Consider the following 14,888-nt stretch of genomic DNA (forward strand, 5'->3'; position numbering starts at 1 on the left):
GGTTAGCCACCTATTAATACAGTAGGGTTACCAACAACAATTTTTCCGCCGTGGGAGCTATCATCACCCATTCGAGCTGCGGGTTTACCGTTAATTTTTACGCTACCAGAGCCTGACTTTATGCTGTCGGGTGGGCCAATACACACTAACATATCGCCTTTACGTGCTGCGGGCATGCTACCTATTAATACATTAGTTGAGCCTACCACAACAGGGCCGCCAACATGCGGGACTGTACCTGTGGTTTTAGGGCATACATGCATATGACCAATTGTAGCTGCGGGCTTACCCATAAAGACTCCTTGTCTTATTTACTTTTTGACAATAAAACTAATCAAATAAAGGAATAATTAATAATTTACTTTGAGAAACTAAACCCGATAAGGTATCAACTAATTCTGCCTTACTATAATCCGAAATTGATACCGGGCTTTGTAATGCGTACTGATATAAAGCAGCTATGGTATCTTCACTATTTAAAGCATTATGTAAATTACTTAAAAACTGATTAGCATAATAACCATCCATAGCTTTTAAATGCGTTAATGCAGGATTTAGCAATGGATCATCTGGCCTATTTATTGGCAAACAAATTAAATACGGCAAACCGTAACGGCAATATACAACGTAACCATTATTATTAATGCCATTTCTATGCCCTGTATAAAAGCTATTTATTATTTCCATAACTGCACTAATTTAATTTAATCATGCCGGCAGATAAAGCAATGGCGCTACCATCAACTTTAACGTTACTGCCTTTAATGTCTATATTAGTGCCTTCTATAGTTATATTACCGCTGCTGCTCATTTTAATTTGTGCAGAGCCTGTTTTAATTACTATTTCGTCACCGGCTTCAATATTAAGTGTTTTACCCACTTTTAACGTGTCGTTTTCACCTATATCGTCACTGCGATTTTTAGCCACTTTTAGTGTTTCATTATTGCCAATATCAACTTTTCGATCGTTGCCAATTTCAATATTATGGTCGTGATCTGTTTTGTCGTTTTGGTCATTTTTTACGTAAAGCTGCTTATCTTTTTCTGCTTGAATATAAACCAGCTCGCTGCCTTTTTTATCCTCAAACCTTAGCTCATTAAAGTTATCGGCTCCGCCTTCTTTAGTAGAGCGTGTTTTAATACCACTTTGTGTTTTTTCGCCAGGCAGTGCATACGGAGGCATTAAATCTGCGTTGTACACTGCTCCGCTAATAATTGGTTGGTCTGGGTCACCATTTATAAAGTCTACAAGTACTTCTTGGCCTACCCGAGGGAAGAAAAACGCTCCCCACTTTTTACCTGCCCAGTTTTGCGCAACACGGATCCAACATGAACTTTTTGAATCTTTTTTACCTTCTCGGTCCCAGTCAAATTGCACTTTTACGCGACCATATTGGTCAATCATTATTTCATCGGCGCTGTCGCCAGTTACGATTGCCGTTTGCACACCGTTTATAACTGGTTTTTTCTTATTTATTTGCGCTCTGTAGGGTATATCTTTGGGTACACATTCAAAATGGTTCGAGTACACTTCTTCAGCACTTGATTGCAATGCACCCGATTGATTAGGTATTGTTATTGACGTCATCATAGAGGTAATGACAAATGTTTTACCTTCAAGACGTGGGTCTTCGTGCTTTTTAAAGCTAAAAAGTTTACCCACAGTGAATGAGCGACAGTCACTACGACCACTAGAAAGCTTCATGTCTCGCTGTAATGACTCAAGCTGAACAGATGCTAAGTTAGCTGCACGCGGGTGGCACTCTTGCTCGCCAGTATATTCAAAAATTTCTGATACTGATTGCGTCGGGAGCTGTGGGTTTGCTTGCTCTCCGTCTGGGTAGCGTGATGGCTGCTTAAAGTCGTAACCAACGCGTTTAAAGCTGCCAGGTGCAATGCTTAAACCGCCCTGCCAACGCGATACGTGTGATTCGCTTAAATGGCCAGTTGAATAAACAACTTTAGCTTCGTCACATACCTCGTATGCAGTTATATCATCTGCAAGTACCAGTGTGTGGTTGCTATTGGTGTGCTCAAAAAAGTAAAAAATACCTTCTTGCTGAAAAAGTCGTTGAATAAAGTCAAAGTCTGACTCTTGGTACTGAACACAGTACTCGTATTTAGGGTATGTCTTGCTGGTTTTATCACTAAAGGCAACATTATGTTGACCAAATAGGTCAGCAAATATTTCTTTAATAGTTTTCTTTTGGAATATTCGGCTGTTTTTACGATTGCGCATTGATGCTGCGAACGGAACGATAGTTGCCTGATAATCTATATAGTTTTTTTGTTCTTCTACATCAGCTGTGCGGCTACCATTTGATACTAAATGACTTACTATTCCGTGATAGTAACGTTCACCACCGCCTTGAGCATTTTTTACTTTAATAGATACAGGCTTACCTACTAAATCTTCGTGCGCTATTTGTTTACCAATCGTGTACATATTGGCAGACATAACAAATAAATCTGACATTGCCTCTTGGGCAACAAATCGGGTTAAATAGAGGGCATCTTTACCAGCAGGGGTGCTAATTTGAATTACGTTATTATCTTGTGTTGCTTGTTGCATTCCTTGCCTTTCCCATCCTAAAGATCAAAAAAAGCTCTGAGCAAAAGCTCAGAGCCATTATAAGGTAACAAAAATTACATTTGTTGACCTTTAACACCGCTGTAACCGTATACAAGTGGAGCAGTAATGTTATTTTTGTCGTCTGTTGGAGTAACAGTCATCATCATTTCTGTGTAGCTGATAGTGATTGTTTCAATAGGACGATCGTTTTGAACTGATACAGAGTAGCTAGAAATCATTGCATCTGTAAGTTCGATTTTCATGATTTCTTCAACTTTATCACCTTGCTTAGTGATATGGAAAATAGCTGGAAGGCCTTTACCAATAGTTGCTTCTTTGAAAAGATCCGGAGATGCTTTATCTTGAAGTTTAGTGATAGTTACATCGCCAAGACGAGTAGAGCTAGACTCACGGTCCATTGCTGTACCAGTTGCTGCACTAATTTCACGGCTTACATTCCAATCTAAAGATAATACTGTGATTAAATCTTTGAAAGACTCAGCCGTAGTTTCGCCTTTGATTGGACCGTATTTTAAATATGTATTTGCTTGCATTTGATAATGCTCCTTTTAATTAAACAATGTTATCCATTTAGACTGGATTATTTACTTTGGTTTCCCAAAAATTCCTTTGAAATCATTATCTTTAATACAGCAATGAAAAGGCCTTCAGATTCCTTTCCTTAGATGAAGACAATGTCTCAAAAATTCCATGTAGTGAATTAAGGCAACAAAATTATAATACCCTAAAATCAAAGAAACAACCTTAATACAAAGTTAATTTAAATAAACTTTAATTTAACTCAATATTAAATTCATTATCTTTTACAGCCAACTTTATACTATTTATTTTTTTATCATCAATCATACTAGAAAGTAAAACTTCAGATAATAATGGTAATAATTTATTTTGCAAAATAGTGTGTATGTTCCTAGCACCGGACCCTGCATTTTGGCAATTATCAATTATATATTCTATTACGTCATTTTCATATTTAAGCTCAGCATCGTAATGCTTGTTAACGCGTTGAACAATTTTTGCTATTTGTAATGAGGCAATTTCTGAAAGGATATCGTCACTTAGTGGGATGTACGGAATTACATTAATACGACCTAAAAAAGCAGGCTTAAATGAAGCGAGTAAATCATCTTGTAATGCTTTTAATAAGCCTTTAATACTTGGCTTACTTTCTTCGTCTTCAAATAAGCTCATGGTGGTATCAGTACCCACATTTGAGGTCATAATTATAATTGTATTTTTGAAGTCGATATCTCGACCTTCACCGTCTTTTATTGTACCTTTATCAAATACTTGATAAAAAATATCTTGCACACCAGGATGTGCTTTTTCCATTTCATCAAGCAGCACTACGCTGTATGGTTTTCTTCTTACGGCTTCGGTTAATATGCCACCTTCGCCATAACCTACATACCCAGGAGGTGAACCAAGCAGTAGTGATACTTTATGCTCTTCTTTGAACTCAGACATATTAATAATGGTGACATTTTCTTCACTGCCATACACTTCTTGTGCAAGCGAAAGTGCAGTCTCGGTTTTACCTACACCACTTGGACCTGCCAACATAAAAATACCGTTAGGTCGGCTTTCATCTGCTAGTTGGGCGCGAGATGTTTGCACTACCTTAGCGATTAAATCTAACCCATGGTCTTGCCCTACAACACGTTTTTTCATTTGCTGTGCAAGGTTTAAAATGCCATGTATTTCATCTTCGTGCATTTTACCTACAGGTATGCCAGTCCAATCTGATATAACCTGTGCAATAAGCTCTTCATCCACTTGCCAATGAACCATATTATGTTCAAAAGCAGTTAACTTTTCTTTACTCTGCTTAAGATTGGCTAAAATTTCATCTGATGAATTTTCTTGATCTGAGTTAATAGACTCGAGCGCCTTATTAAGCTCAGCAACAATTTCTTTTTCTACTTTAAATTGCTCTGTTAATGGCGCTAACTGCTCTTCAATAGTTACAAGTTCAGTTTTAAGTGTGTCTAGCTGCACTGAATGATCTAAACCTGTTTTCTGTTCACGGTGTAGCATCTGCACTTGTGTTTCTATTTCGCTTAATCGATTTACAAGTTGCTCTATAGTGTTTGGTGTAGAGGCTTGGCTCATTGCCACCCGCGCGCAGGCAGTATCTAATAATGCCACCGCTTTATCGGGTAGTTGCCTTGCCGTAATATAGCGATGCGATAAGTGCACTGCACTTTCGAGTGCTTGTTCAGAAATAAATACTTTGTGGTGTTTTTCCATTACGGGCACTAAACCACGTAACATAGCCACTGCTTTTTCTGGCGTTGGCTCTTCTACTTTTACCACTTGGAAGCGGCGTGTTAGAGCAGCATCTTTTTCAAAAAACTTTTTATATTCAGCCCACGTTGTAGCAGCAATGGTTCTAAGTTCGCCGCGAGCAAGTGCTGGTTTTAATAAGTTAGCAGCATCGTTTTGGCCTGCGGCTCCACCGCTACCAATCATTGTATGAGCTTCATCAATAAATAAAATAACCGGGTTAACTGAATTTTTTACTTCGTTAATTAATGATTTAAGACGATTTTCAAACTCGCCTTTCATACCTGCGCCAGCTTGTAATAGTGCTAAATCTAAGCTGTGAATTTTTACATTCTGCAGCACGGACGGTACATCTTTTTGTGCAATTCTTAAAGCTAAGCCTTCAACTACGGCTGTTTTACCTACACCCGCTTCACCGGTTAAAATAGGGTTGTTTTGACGGCGTCTGGTCAAAATATCAACCATCTGGCGAATTTCGAAGTCGCGTCCTAAAATAGGATCTATTTTTCCGGCTTTTGCTTGAGCAGTTAAATCAACAGTAAATTGGTCAAGGCTCGGGGTTTTAGAGTTTGTAGCCGATTGGCTAGCCGTGTTTTGTACTGAATGATTACGCTCTTGCGATTGAGCAACTATTTCTGGCCACGCATGAAGCAACTGCCCTGGCTCTATTTTATTAAATAACTTACTGCAACGGGTTACTAAGCTAGATAAGGTATCGTCTTTTACAAGCGTATAAATAACGTAGGCACTGCGAATGTGATTATCTGTAAACTCAATACTGGTACTTAACCAAGATTGCTTTAATAAGCTAGTAACATGTACAGATAAACTAGGTGATGACTCACTACCGGTTTTAAACGCTTCTAAAGATTGATTTAAGTCTTGTTTTACTTTTTCAATATCAATGTCAAAAGAGCCAAAAATAAGTCTAACATCATCTAGTTGTTGCTCAATCATGGCAAGTAACCAGTGTTCAAGCTCCACTGTAAAGTGGCTTCTGCTATTACAAATTGCAACCGCCGCCTCTAGGCTTTTTCTGCAATCAGGGCTTAGTTTTTCAACTAATTTATTGAGTGTCATCGAAGACATACAGTGTTCCTTTTAATTTTAATTATCCCTTAAACGATAACTTAGTAGGGTTAGATTTTGATTTGTTATTTTGTACTGCTAAAAAAGAATTAATTCCAAGTTGGGCTTTATCCTCTAAAAGCTGGGCTGTATCTAAACATGTAAAATCAGCTTCAATTATTAAACGAAACTGAATAGAGTTTCCTATATAATCTTTTGTGATTTTTTTTGCCAATTGAAACAACTCACCCCTTGGTAAAAGTTGTTTGACTTTGCAAGGCTTATTGGGTTTTATATGCACTTCTATGCTAGAAGACACATCCCATACCTGCTTACCTATCACTGAATCAACCCCGAGCCGCGCATGTTGACCCTCATACATAACTTGACTAGCTAAAGCCGTTTGTTCTTGCAACTTTAGCTCATACCACTGACCAACCATCTGATTTATTTTTACTTCACAGCCAAGATAAGAACCAAGCACACTTTGTAAGTCAAAAGCATTGCGAATTTTTCGGCTGTACAAACCTGAAAAGTGCAACTGATGTTCATTATACCCACCACTTAATAGCCCCAACATTTGAGTATACGGGTCTTTTTTTTTGTCGTTATTTATATGATTTAGTGAAGGTTTATATTTTTTCCAAGCTCGGTAATACAAAGAAATCAGGCGATGGTTAAACATGTCATAAAAATCGCGCATGGTTGTGTCTTTATAGCGCAGCCTTTGCATAACCAGTTCGCTATAAAATTGCGGTAATGCACCAGAGCAGCCAGTTAACCCCATAAATGACACCTGTATATTTACTTTATGCAAGCCATCTTCAAAACCAGCTTCTTCAAGCTTAGTAATTGAATTTCCCGGGTAGCCAAACTTTTGTGTTGCCGTAAATTTTATTAATTCTTGTTTTGGGTTGCTATCGTAGCCAACGTGGCGATAATCAAAGCCACGCTTTTTAAGCTGGTTTTCAATTATGAAAACCGCTTTATAAAAATCGACTTGAGAAGCTTGGGCGATCAGTTGCTTTATCATAATAGTGGTCTGTCACCTACGCGCGCAGGCCACTGATAATATATTTGCTCTTGCTCTTTTAAACGCAAGCTCAAACGTGTGTAACTATTTATAGCGGCAAACTGAGCAAAGAAATGATCCAACACTGCGGCAAAAAAGAACATGCCACTGCCCGAAAAATCATCGTTAGCAAAAGTAATTTCTATTTCGCTGCCAGTTACAAAACTTACCCTGCCTTTTTGAATAACACGCGCGGTTGCAGGCTCAATACTAACGCGATATATATTATCTATTAGCCCTTTGGTTTGAGGCGATGCTCTAAAGTCATATAGACGAAGTACTTCTTTTAATTTATTACACGCATCTTCACCGCTAAACGTATCGAGTGTTAAATGATTAACAAGCTGCCAGCGCGTTGCATCGGCTAATACGGGTCTAACTGCATGTGTAAAAGGTGCTAAACAACGAATTTTTTTAATTACATCGCCGCGCTCTGGCATCAGTAATCCAAGCTCATCATCGCCAAATGGCATACTTGCAGGTAAATTACGGTTGCTACACTGTGCGCGTACAGTGAGTACAGAGTTACCTTCACCATATTCCATAGCGCTGTTTTCAAATTTAGCATCTACCAATGACATAAATGTCTCGGTGCCAGACTCTACATAACCGCCCGCCCACGACGCTGTTTCTCTTCTTATATGCCAAAATAGGTCTTCGTGACCTTGATAATTTGGATGAGTTTGACCATAAAATGGCGCAACGACTTGTTTATTACCTTTGTGATCAAACGCTATAACCTCTGAAATACCAATCACTTCAGAAATTTCTGAGTCCATATAACGCGGTGCAAGTTGATACTCGTATTCACTTATCTCAGGGCGAATTGGCTCAAGTTCTTGTTCAAATAAGTTAATTATTGGCGTGCACCCGAGTAAAAACATATCCTCATCAACCTGTTTCTCAAGCTCACTTGACTCAGTATCAAGGTATATATAGATATCACATTTGTTGGCGTTTTTAGGTAATGCGCCGCGTATACCTTCAAGTTCAAAAAAACGAAACTTCTCAGGAAAAGTAAAGTTTTCGACCAATAAACGATAACCGGCAGCAGAGCGCTGAGAGTAAGGCACAACCGCTTCGTGTGTTTCAAACCCGACCGCTTTTAATTGGTTTTTTGATAAGTATTTAATGCCTTCTACGCCATTATCTATGGCTATACCAATGCTGTGTTTGAATAACAGTTCGTACACTTTAAGAGTATGGTGCCACTGCCCGTTTATATATACGCGAAGTTTTTCTAAACCAGTTTCTGCAAGCGAAACGCCCTTGTATTCACCGGTTAGCTCTAACTTAAATATAGACTTTGCCTTTTCATGCCAACGCGGCTTAGGCGCTACAAAAGGGCTGTTATCAAACTGGGCTTTAGTGATTTCAATGGGCCAAAGGTAGGTTTCGTAACAGGTTTGAAACTTACATTGCTTCATAGAATCAACGTTAGTTTCAACTTCACTTGCTCTTGGGATGACAACACCCGCGGTTGAAAGGTTTTCGGCTTCTAATTTTACAATCGACATAGAAGGGATAGGTGCTTGATAATCTGGTAGCATCTGCCCTAATAAAGCATCCGTTAATTCAGGAAAACTGTCATCTAGCTTTTGTCTAATATTGGCTGTTAAAAATGCAAACGATTCAATAAGCCGTGATACATGAGGGTCTTCAACATGATCTTCACTAAGCTTTAAACGCCCAGCTACTTTTGGGTATTTCTCAGCAAAGTCTTTACCTAAATGACGCACAAATGCTAATTCACGATTGTAATATTTTAATAATCCATCGTTCATAATGATGCCTCAATAATCTTCATACCTAAATTTACGGGCTCTACCTCAGAATCAAAGCTTATAAATTCTGGCTCAGGATCAGCGTATAAAAGCGCATTAATACGCAAGTTTAAAACGCGATTAACCGGTACTTCTTCATCAGTAAATACTTCAACTTCTAAAAATCGTGGCTCAAATTTTAAAATAGTGTTTCTAACTGTCTCGCATAGCAGTGCTCGACCTTCGTGAGAACTGACCGACATACTTGAAAAATCGGGTAAACCGTACGATAAACACGACGTTGAAAGCTCACTATATTGTGTAGGCCACGTATGCCACTGGATTCGGGCGTTAAGCAGTGCTTCTATATCTCTTCGCACACTTTTACGTAGCTCACTTATTGTGATCCCCTCTGTACGCGATGGTGCATCTTGAAAGTCAGGTTCATCATCAATGAGCCTGTCTAAAATTGATGCCTGAAGCTGCTGCTTATGTTCTATCATTTTTGCTCAAATATAAATTATGCTGCTTCTACAGCATTAACTTTTAAATTAGGAATTGTGATCGCCTCATCATTAATAAATAGCATTTTCATGCCTTTACCAATAATGAATTCATCTTTGAGTTCAACCCAATCAGAGACCTGACCTAATTTTTCAAGGTCCGATTCAGCATTGGCATAGACAAGGGGTAAGTGTGCTGTACCTGAAGGGCCTTCTTTAATCGTTATTTCAACACGTAGCCAAATACTTTCTAATACTGAACTTACAGGCTCTACCTTTAACGACTCAATTTCATCAAAATTTGCCAAGTAAAATTCACCATTTGTGCCTAGAACTTCTAAATAAGGATTTAATGTATCGTCCAAGTCGCGTGCCACAGACTCTGCATCATTTAACGAACTTACTCTTAAGGTTTCCATTTGTGCAGAAAGCTCAGCGGCTTCGTCTATTTCACCATCTAACAATGCCACATGCATTTTTAAAAACAATGTGTCTATCTCATCAGCATCATGAAATAATTTAGGGATCCCTTTACCTTTGTAAAAGTCTATTCGTGATTGCTGAGCACGGATCAAATGTCTAAGATTTACAGCACCGACAGCAAACTCAGGATTCTTTTGAACCATAAAGTCGAGTTGTTTATCAGCTTTTTCAAGCTCACCATTTATACAAAGTAGCTCAGCGTAGCTACTTCTGATATCAAAATTTAAAGGCTCATCTTGAAGCTCTGCAGCACATAGGCTAAGTGCTTCAGTTAATTTTCCCTCGCGGATTAAGCTGTGTATTTTCTTCATGGTTATTCCTTTATTTTGTGATGAGGACTGAGCTCTGTTATTAATTTAATGCTCGAGACCATTTGATCTAATTGAAAATGGGGTTGTAATTGTAAAACAGAAAAAAAATGACCCGGATTTGCTTTGTTTTCACTTACTTTAATGCGCGCATTGCTCAGTGGGTATTTACTTCTGATTTGCTCTGATGCAGAGTCTGATGCGGTTGTATAGTTATTTATCCACGCTTGTAAATCACGCTCGCATGCATGAGCATTTATGTAAGAGCCCACTCTATCGCGTGCTAATATTTTTAAATAATGTGCAAAGCGTGAAACACATAAAATGTATTGCAACATAGATGAAAGGCGCGCATTAATATTAGCTGCGCTGGATTCGTAATTATTTGCTTTTTGTACCGATGCGTTGCTATAAAAAACGATGTGCTCTGAGTTAGTAACTGATGATGCTGGGATAAATCCAAGTTCAGAAAACTGCTTTTCAAATTTGCTAGTCACCAATAAATCGAGTGGCGGTTTTGCCTCTTTTTGGTAGGTATCGTTTGCAAAACTATCTTTTGCAAGCCCTGTAACTAGTCCTTTTGACACTTTTCCTGGCTCAATACCTCTAATATGCCCAAACCAACCACTATCGCAATAGGCTCTAATTATTGTTGATACAAACTGAAATGCAGCGTTACCCCATAACATATCTGTTTCGGGGCTTTTAATTTGTTCTTTAAAGTAAAAATCTTGATGGCGTTTACCATCGTTAGTGTAAGGTGCTCTGACTAAAACGTGCGGTAACGTTAAACCAACAAAGCGTGCCTCTTCCATTGATCTAAAGCTTTGCCATTTTACATATTCAGGTTGCTCAAATTGATTGAATAAATCTGCGTAGTACCCTAGATCAGAAAAGTTATCTGCGCCAAAAAGGTTTGGAGACGCTGAACATATAAATGGTGAGAATGCAGCAGCTGCAGTGCGCGAGATTTCTTTAATAGTATCAATGTCGTTATAAATAGTGCCATTAGAGGGCATATTACTAATTTCGTAGTCGCCAATTACCACACCAAAAGGCTCGCCACCGGCGCTATCAAATTCACTTTGATAAAGTAATTGAAAAAAGTAACTTTGGTCGAAATCTATTGCTTTATTGACATCTTTAGAGAGGGTTGCCCAATCACAGTTTAGTACCTTTATTTTTACTTTATTTTCTTTGTCAAATTGCTCTGTTTGAAGGGTTAACCAATATAAACTCCGCCAGCTTGCTTCTAACTTTTGAAATCGCGTGTGGTGAATTATATTATTTAGTTGCTGAGAAATTAGTTGGTCAAGTTCTACAATTATTCTTTGTAAATAAGGACCAAGCGATTCTTTGCTCCAAGAAATGGGAGAATCAGAAGAGCCTTCAAGCCACAATAACAGTGCCTTATCTAAGTTTTTTTCATATAGAAAACGCTCTAATAAAGCATCATTATCGCTAATTCTAGACTGCGACTTTTGATGAAAAGCGTAGTTTTGATTTATAAATGAAAACTCTTCGTGATTCATTTTACTGCATTATCCTTAACGCTAAAGATTGGCTAATTAACCAATCTCTGGAATTTTAGCTACAAGGCGTAATGAAGAAGTAAGTTCTTCCATTTGTAGCCAAGGTCTTAACCATGCCACTGCGTTATAAGCACCTGGCTGACCTGGTATTTCTTTAACTGATACTTTCGCATCGGCTAACGGGTAGCGTGCTCTGATATCTTGACCACCACCCTCTGTCGCATTTACGTATGATAAAATCCAACGGTTTAGCCATGACTCAACATCTTCTGCTTCCATAAAGCTACCAATTTTATCACGCGCCATCACTTTTAAGTAATGTGCAAAACGAGATGTGGCCATTAAATAAGGTAAGCGTGCTGAAATTGCAGCATTAGCTGTTGCATCAGGCGTTGAATATACTTGTGGTTTTTGACAGCTTTGCCCACCAAAGAAAACAGCGTAATCAGTATTCTTGTAGTGACATAAAGGTAAGAAACCAAGTTTACTAAGCTCTGCTTCACGACGATCTGTTATGCCAATTTCCGTTGGGCATTTAAGATCCGGATCACCATCATCACTTGTGAAAATATGCGTTGGTAAGCCTTCAACTTTACCGCCACCCTCAGCACCACGAATCGCAGTACAAAAACCGTATTGTGAAAACGCCTTGGTCATATTAGTGGCCATTGCGTAAGCTGCATTACTCCAGCAGTAGTCACTATTTTCGGTACTTACTGAGCGCCCTGCTTTTGGTTCAACTTCAAACTCTTCATAGTTAAACTCTTCTACAGGTTTAGAAGCTGCACCATAAGGTAAACGTGATAAGAAGCGAGGCATAGTTAACGATACAAAACGTGAATCATCGCTGTCTCTGAACGAGCGCCACTTTGTGTACTCTAATGATTCAAACACTTTTTCTAAATCTCGAGGTTTAGTTAACTCTTCCCAGTTATCAAAGCCGAATAAAGAAGGTGACGAAGCTGCAATAAATGGACAGAAACCAGCCGCTGCCACGTTCGACATTAAGCTTAACGTTTCAACATCTTCTGGGTGGTTAGTAAATTCATAGTCGCCCACAATTGTGCCATAAGGTTCTCCGCCTGGTGTACCAAACTCAGATTCGTAAATCTTTTTAAATGTTTGGCTTTGGTCAAACTCAACTGCTTTACTCAAATCTTTATGCAATTCTTTTTTCTTCATGTTTAAAACACGAATTTTAAGCGTTGAGCTCGTTTCAGAATTCATTACAAGGTGGTGTAACCCACGCCAAGAACCTTCTAGCTTTTGAAACTCATCGCTATGCATGACAACACTAAGCTGTTTTGATATTTTTTGATCAATTAATTGAATTGCTTCATTAAATGTCACAGTCATGTTTTTATTCCATTGAACTGTGCCTTTTAATGCCTCTTCAGTTAACGTTTTAAGAAGCTCTTCTGCGCGACTTGCATCAGTTTGCTTAGTAGCACCAATTGCTTGCTCCAATAACGATGAACTTGCCTCAGCTGTTGACTCTAATTCAGTACTTAGTTGCTCTGCACTCATTTTTCAGTCTCCTCTAGCTTAAGTTCCTTAGCGATAGAATCAAGGTTCGAAGTATTACTTAATACTTCTTCTAAAACATTTTCTAGCTCTTCTGAACGGTCAATCTTAGTCATTAGATCGCGTAATTTATTACGCGTTTCCATTAGTTTACGCAATGGTTCAACCTGATTCACAACAGCCGCAGGCTCAAAATCTTCAATCGATTTAAAGTTAAGACTAACATTAAATTGAGAGTCATCTTCACTTAAAGTGTTTTCAACAACTAAATTTAATGAAGGACTCATACGCTTCAAAACATCATCAAAATTATCACGATCAATCTGAATGAAACGTCTATCTTTTAATGGCTTTAAAACTTCAGTGTTATCTCCTGAGAAATCCCCCATTACACCAACAACAAATGGTAATTCTTTTTTTACTGCTGCACCCTCAGTTTCTACATCATAGGTGATGTGAACGCGAGGCTTACGTACTCGTTTTAATTTATCATGGATACTCATAGAGAACTCCTTTTACTTATGTTTCAGTTTCGCTGATCTTAATGCCAGACAACTTAAAGTACCCGGTCCTAGCATCACTATCTGTTATCAATTCATTTAATAATTCAGGCAGCGATAATTCGCTCCATCGAATCACTTGTTCTATCGTGTAAGACATTGGAGAATGCGGTTCGGTTTTTCTAAAAAACGCCGCTATTTCTTTAAGCTTATTTATTGCATTCTCACGTGAATCAATTGCTTGGCTAATGGCCTTTTTAGGCGCCTCAACTGCATCCTGCTCTTCACCGTTTTGAGTGAGTTGCTCTTGTGTTTGCTCTGATATCAACGCCTGTTCAGCTGCAACAAGTTTGTCTGCAGCAATATGGTTAACAGCCGCCAAACTTACCTCAAGCGCTTGTTTAATATTTGAGGTAGGTTGCGGTTGCCCCGTCACTTTATCCATCACGTCACTAAGCTGGGCAAACTCAGAAATCGCCTCTTCAATATCTTGTTTTAATGTTACAAAAAATTCTGTACTTGTCTCTGCAGCACTTTTTTCGATTAATTCAAAATCAACCGCGCCCTGTGCTAGCTTTTTCTCTCTTTTGTCATCATTAAGCCTCGAAATATCATAGCCTTGCTGATACTCCCAAAATGTAAAAGGGTCTAAGCTAACACTGTCGGTTAAAAGTATGCTTTTAATGGGGATAATCAGAGTCCCCTCACCTGCGGAACCATTCAATCCGCCAAGCGCTGATACTTTGTCTGAAATTTCATCGTCTGCATCAAGGGAGGGATATAGCGCGTCAAAATAATTATCTAATAATTGGCTGGCCACTTTAAAGCCAAAAGCAAGTCCTTTAAAACCATGAATTCGACAAAGGGCTTCAATAAACCACGCTAAATACTCAATATCTTTGCTTTCTGTTTTTAGCGCGTTGCTGCATTGTTCTAATAAAGGTAACCAGTCGCGGGCAAGTGATGAAATACCCTCCTCGTCTACTAGCGCGTTTCTTTCTGCGGCACGAAGTTGGTTTCTTAAATCTTTTAAGGCGTAATAAGTCGACGTAGGAGAAACATCCGAGCGCGGGTCTAAGCCTGCGATTTCAGTTTCAGAAATAGGGGAAATATACTCTTCAAATACAAACATTCCGTCGTCCTAATAATTATCCATAAAACTCCAATAAAGCGGAGTGGATTTCATATTACATTCTTTATATTAAAATACAAGCCCAGTTACAATTGAGTTTAAATCTTAATTGTTGTTTTTATAA

The 14,888-nt window shown here is 38.6% G+C and carries 13 protein-coding genes; all 13 read right to left on the bottom strand.

The annotated features are described in order from the left end of the window. Window positions 1–2 precede the first annotated feature (2 nt). Window positions 3–293: a PAAR domain-containing protein gene (locus tag CWB60_RS01840; protein WP_096042749.1), complete on the bottom strand. Its 291-nt coding sequence runs from the start codon at window positions 291–293 to the stop codon at window positions 3–5. 37 nt (window positions 294–330) lie between these two features. After that, window positions 331–687, bottom strand: coding sequence for a hypothetical protein (locus tag CWB60_RS01845; RefSeq protein ID WP_024032868.1), 357 nt, complete (start codon window positions 685–687; stop codon window positions 331–333). Between the two features lie 7 nt (window positions 688–694). Continuing rightward, entirely contained in the window at window positions 695–2,572 is a 1,878-nt protein-coding gene (locus CWB60_RS01850; protein ID WP_138576587.1) for a type VI secretion system Vgr family protein, read from the bottom strand. Window positions 2,573–2,646: 74 nt separating this feature from the next. After that, window positions 2,647–3,126 (bottom strand): Hcp family type VI secretion system effector, encoded by a 480-nt coding sequence (locus CWB60_RS01855; RefSeq protein WP_055015742.1) that lies wholly within the window; start codon window positions 3,124–3,126, stop codon window positions 2,647–2,649. A gap of 238 nt (window positions 3,127–3,364) precedes the next feature. Beyond that, entirely contained in the window at window positions 3,365–5,968 is a 2,604-nt protein-coding gene (tssH, locus tag CWB60_RS01860) for a type VI secretion system ATPase TssH (protein WP_138576589.1), read from the bottom strand. A 22-nt stretch (window positions 5,969–5,990) separates the two neighbouring features. Further along, the gene (tssG, locus tag CWB60_RS01865) at window positions 5,991–6,980 is read right to left on the bottom strand and encodes a type VI secretion system baseplate subunit TssG (RefSeq protein WP_096042746.1); all 990 of its coding nucleotides are present in this window, start codon (window positions 6,978–6,980) and stop codon (window positions 5,991–5,993) included. Further along, window positions 6,977–8,803, bottom strand: a complete 1,827-nt coding sequence (gene tssF / locus CWB60_RS01870; protein ID WP_138576591.1) for a type VI secretion system baseplate subunit TssF — start codon at window positions 8,801–8,803, stop codon at window positions 6,977–6,979. Before tssF ends, tssG begins: the two co-directional genes overlap by 4 nt. Next, window positions 8,800–9,285, bottom strand: a complete 486-nt coding sequence (tssE, locus tag CWB60_RS01875; RefSeq protein ID WP_138576594.1) for a type VI secretion system baseplate subunit TssE — start codon at window positions 9,283–9,285, stop codon at window positions 8,800–8,802. The genes tssF and tssE overlap by 4 nt, the downstream gene beginning before the upstream one ends. Before the next feature lie 17 nt (window positions 9,286–9,302). Then, the gene (locus CWB60_RS01880; protein WP_096042743.1) at window positions 9,303–10,079 is read right to left on the bottom strand and encodes a type VI secretion system accessory protein TagJ; all 777 of its coding nucleotides are present in this window, start codon (window positions 10,077–10,079) and stop codon (window positions 9,303–9,305) included. A gap of 2 nt (window positions 10,080–10,081) precedes the next feature. Next, window positions 10,082–11,608 (bottom strand): type VI secretion system contractile sheath large subunit, encoded by a 1,527-nt coding sequence (gene tssC / locus CWB60_RS01885; protein ID WP_138576596.1) that lies wholly within the window; start codon window positions 11,606–11,608, stop codon window positions 10,082–10,084. Window positions 11,609–11,644: 36 nt separating this feature from the next. Next, on the bottom strand, window positions 11,645–13,135 hold the full coding sequence (tssC, locus tag CWB60_RS01890; RefSeq protein ID WP_055015749.1) for a type VI secretion system contractile sheath large subunit: 1,491 nt from the start codon (window positions 13,133–13,135) through the stop codon (window positions 11,645–11,647). Next, window positions 13,132–13,635: a type VI secretion system contractile sheath small subunit gene (gene tssB / locus CWB60_RS01895; protein WP_055015750.1), complete on the bottom strand. Its 504-nt coding sequence runs from the start codon at window positions 13,633–13,635 to the stop codon at window positions 13,132–13,134. Before tssB ends, tssC (CWB60_RS01890) begins: the two co-directional genes overlap by 4 nt. 16 nt (window positions 13,636–13,651) lie before the next feature. Then, window positions 13,652–14,764, bottom strand: a complete 1,113-nt coding sequence (tssA, locus tag CWB60_RS01900; protein WP_096042741.1) for a type VI secretion system protein TssA — start codon at window positions 14,762–14,764, stop codon at window positions 13,652–13,654. Window positions 14,765–14,888 lie beyond the last annotated feature (124 nt).

It is taken from the genome of Pseudoalteromonas sp. S327 (genome assembly GCF_005886415.1).
GTDB lineage: Bacteria > Pseudomonadota > Gammaproteobacteria > Enterobacterales > Alteromonadaceae > Pseudoalteromonas > Pseudoalteromonas atlantica.